Origin of the sequence: Sphingomonas sp. CCH9-F2 (genome assembly GCF_001556735.1) — a bacterium.
In the GTDB taxonomy this organism is placed as follows: domain Bacteria; phylum Pseudomonadota; class Alphaproteobacteria; order Sphingomonadales; family Sphingomonadaceae; genus Sphingomonas; species Sphingomonas ginsenosidimutans.
The window spans coordinates 1-2,418 of the sequence record NZ_LSJO01000047.1; the positions used below are offsets into that span (position 1 = coordinate 1).

General features: G+C 70.0%; 3 protein-coding genes. All 3 read left to right on the plus strand.

The features are described from left to right. The coding region (locus AX685_RS22175) for a hypothetical protein (RefSeq protein ID WP_066484500.1) at positions 1 to 402 on the plus strand (402 nt) is incomplete at its 5' end. Between the two features lie 38 nt (positions 403 to 440). Then, entirely contained in the window at positions 441 to 1,853 is a 1,413-nt protein-coding gene (locus AX685_RS01240; RefSeq protein WP_066484503.1) for a coniferyl aldehyde dehydrogenase, read from the plus strand. A gap of 14 nt (positions 1,854 to 1,867) precedes the next feature. Beyond that, complete coding sequence (locus AX685_RS01245) at positions 1,868 to 2,401, plus strand: nucleotidyltransferase family protein (RefSeq protein ID WP_197418434.1); 534 nt, start codon at positions 1,868 to 1,870, stop codon at positions 2,399 to 2,401. The last annotated feature ends 17 nt before the right edge of the window (positions 2,402 to 2,418 follow it).

The window sequence follows — 2,418 nt, forward strand, 5'->3', positions numbered from 1 at the left end:
CCTGCCGTTCCCGCTGCGCCCTCGATCGACGGCCTGCCGCTGGGCGTGCTGCCGGCGCAGGACCTGCCGGCCAAGGGGTGCGCGGCCTATCTGTTCTCCACCGGGCAGACTCGCGCGCTGGCGGTGGTGGCGACCGCCGATCCGGGATCGCTGCGGCTGATGCTGGACGGGCGCGTCACCGATCTGCCGCGCACCGGCGCGGAGGGCAATGCGACGCTGGGGCTGACGCCGGCCGCCACCTATGCCGCGGGCGGGGTGACCGCGACGCTGACGCTGACGATTGAGCAGCGCGCGACGCTGACCGCCGGGGCGGCGGTGCCGATCGCGACGCTGCGGCTGGACCGCGCCGGGCAGGATTCGATCGCGATGCCGCTGGCCGGGCTGCTGGGGTGCCGCACATAGGACCGGACGACCAACAACGATAAACGGAGGAGCGGGGCATGAGGGACATTCTGGAGACACAGCGCGCGGCGTTCATGGCGGCGCTGCCCGAGCCATTGTCGGTGCGCAAGGACCGGTTGCGGCGCGCGGCGACGATGATCGCCGAGAATGCCGCGCGCTTCTGCGACGCGCTGAGCGAGGATTTCGGGCACCGCAGCCGCGAACAGTCGATGGTCACCGATATCGGTGGGTCGATCGCGCCGATCCGCCATGCGATGAAGCATCTCGACCGCTGGGCGCGGCCCGAACGGCGCAAGGTGGAGTTTCCACTGGGGCTGCTGGGCGCGAAGGCGCGCGTCGAATACCAGCCCAAGGGCGTGGTGGGCGTGATCGCGCCGTGGAATTTCCCGGTGAACCTGGTGATGTCGCCGCTGGCGGGCATCTTCGCCGCGGGCAATCGCGCGATGGTGAAGACCAGCGAGTTCACGCCGGTGACCAGCGCGCTGTTCGAGGACGTGGCGCCGAAATATTTCGCCGCCGACGAGCTGGCGTTCGTGTCGGGCGGGCCGGACGTGGGCAAGGCGTTTGCCGAGTTGCCGTTCGATCACCTGATCTTCACCGGCGCGACCGGGATCGCCAAGCACATCCTGCACGCCGCCGCCGACCATCTGGTGCCGGTGACGCTGGAACTGGGCGGCAAGTCCCCGGTGATCGTCGGGCAGAGCGCCGATATCGCGCGCACCACCACGCGCGTGGCGACCGGCAAGATGCTGAACGCCGGGCAGATCTGCCTCGCGCCCGACTACATGCTGGTGCCCGAGGCGCAGGAAGGCGCGGTGGTCGCGGGGCTGAAGCAGGCGGCGACCGCGATGTACCCGACATTGCTGTCGAACCCGGACTATACCTCCGTCATCAACGACCGGCATCACCAGCGGCTGACCGACTGGATCGAGGATGCGCGCGCGAAGGGCGCGACGATCGACGTCGTGAACCCCGCGAACGAGGATTTCGGCGCGTCGAACAGCCGCAAGATGCCGCTGACGATCGTCACCGACGTGACCGACGACATGACGCTGATGCAGGAAGAGATCTTCGGCCCGGTGCTGCCGATCCGGCGCTATTCGGGCGGGGTCGACAGCGCGATCGCGCAGGTCAATGCGCGCGACCGGCCGCTTGCCGTCTATTATTTCGGTGAGGACAAGGACGAGGAACGCCGCGTGCTGGACCGCACCATTTCCGGTGGGGCGACGGTCAACGACGTGATCTTCCACGTGTCGATGGAAGACCTGCCGTTCGGCGGGATCGGGCCGTCGGGGATGGGCAGCTATCACGGGCTGGACGGATTCCGCACGTTCAGCCACGCCAAGTCGGTCTATCGCCAGCCGAAGGTCGACGTGATGAAGCTGGCCGGGCTGAAGCCGCCCTATGGCAAGGCGACGCAGGCGTCGATCGCCAGGCAGATGAAGTTCTGACGACGGAGCGGGTCGTGGCGGTGCTGGCGGGCGATGCCTGGCGGTGCCGCGCGATGATCGCGGTGCGCGACGCCGGGCCGCCGGGCGCGTGGATCGGCGCGGGGTTTGTGCGCGATGCGGTGTGGGACCGGCTGCACGATCGCGCGCCGGCGCCGCCCGCGGGCGATGTCGACGTGCTGTGGCACGCGCCGGGCGAGGGCGCCGCGCGCGACGCCGATGCGCAGGCGGCGCTGGGCGCGGCCTGTCCGGGCGTCGACTGGTCGGTGAAGAACCAGGCGCGGATGCACGCGCGTAACGGCGACGCGCCCTATCGCGATATGGCCGACGCGATGTGCCACTGGCCGGAAACCGCGACCGCAGTGGCGGTGCGGATCGATTCGGCGGGGGTGGTGGAGGTCGCCGCGCCGTGCGGTCTGGACGACCTGTTCGCGCTGCTGGTGCGGCCGACGGCGCGGTTCGCGGTGGAAAAGCGCGCGATCTTCGATGCGCGGGTGACGGGGAAGGCGTGGCTGGCGCGTTATCCGCGGTTGCGGATCGTCGCGGCGTGAGAAAAGGCCCGGCGGTT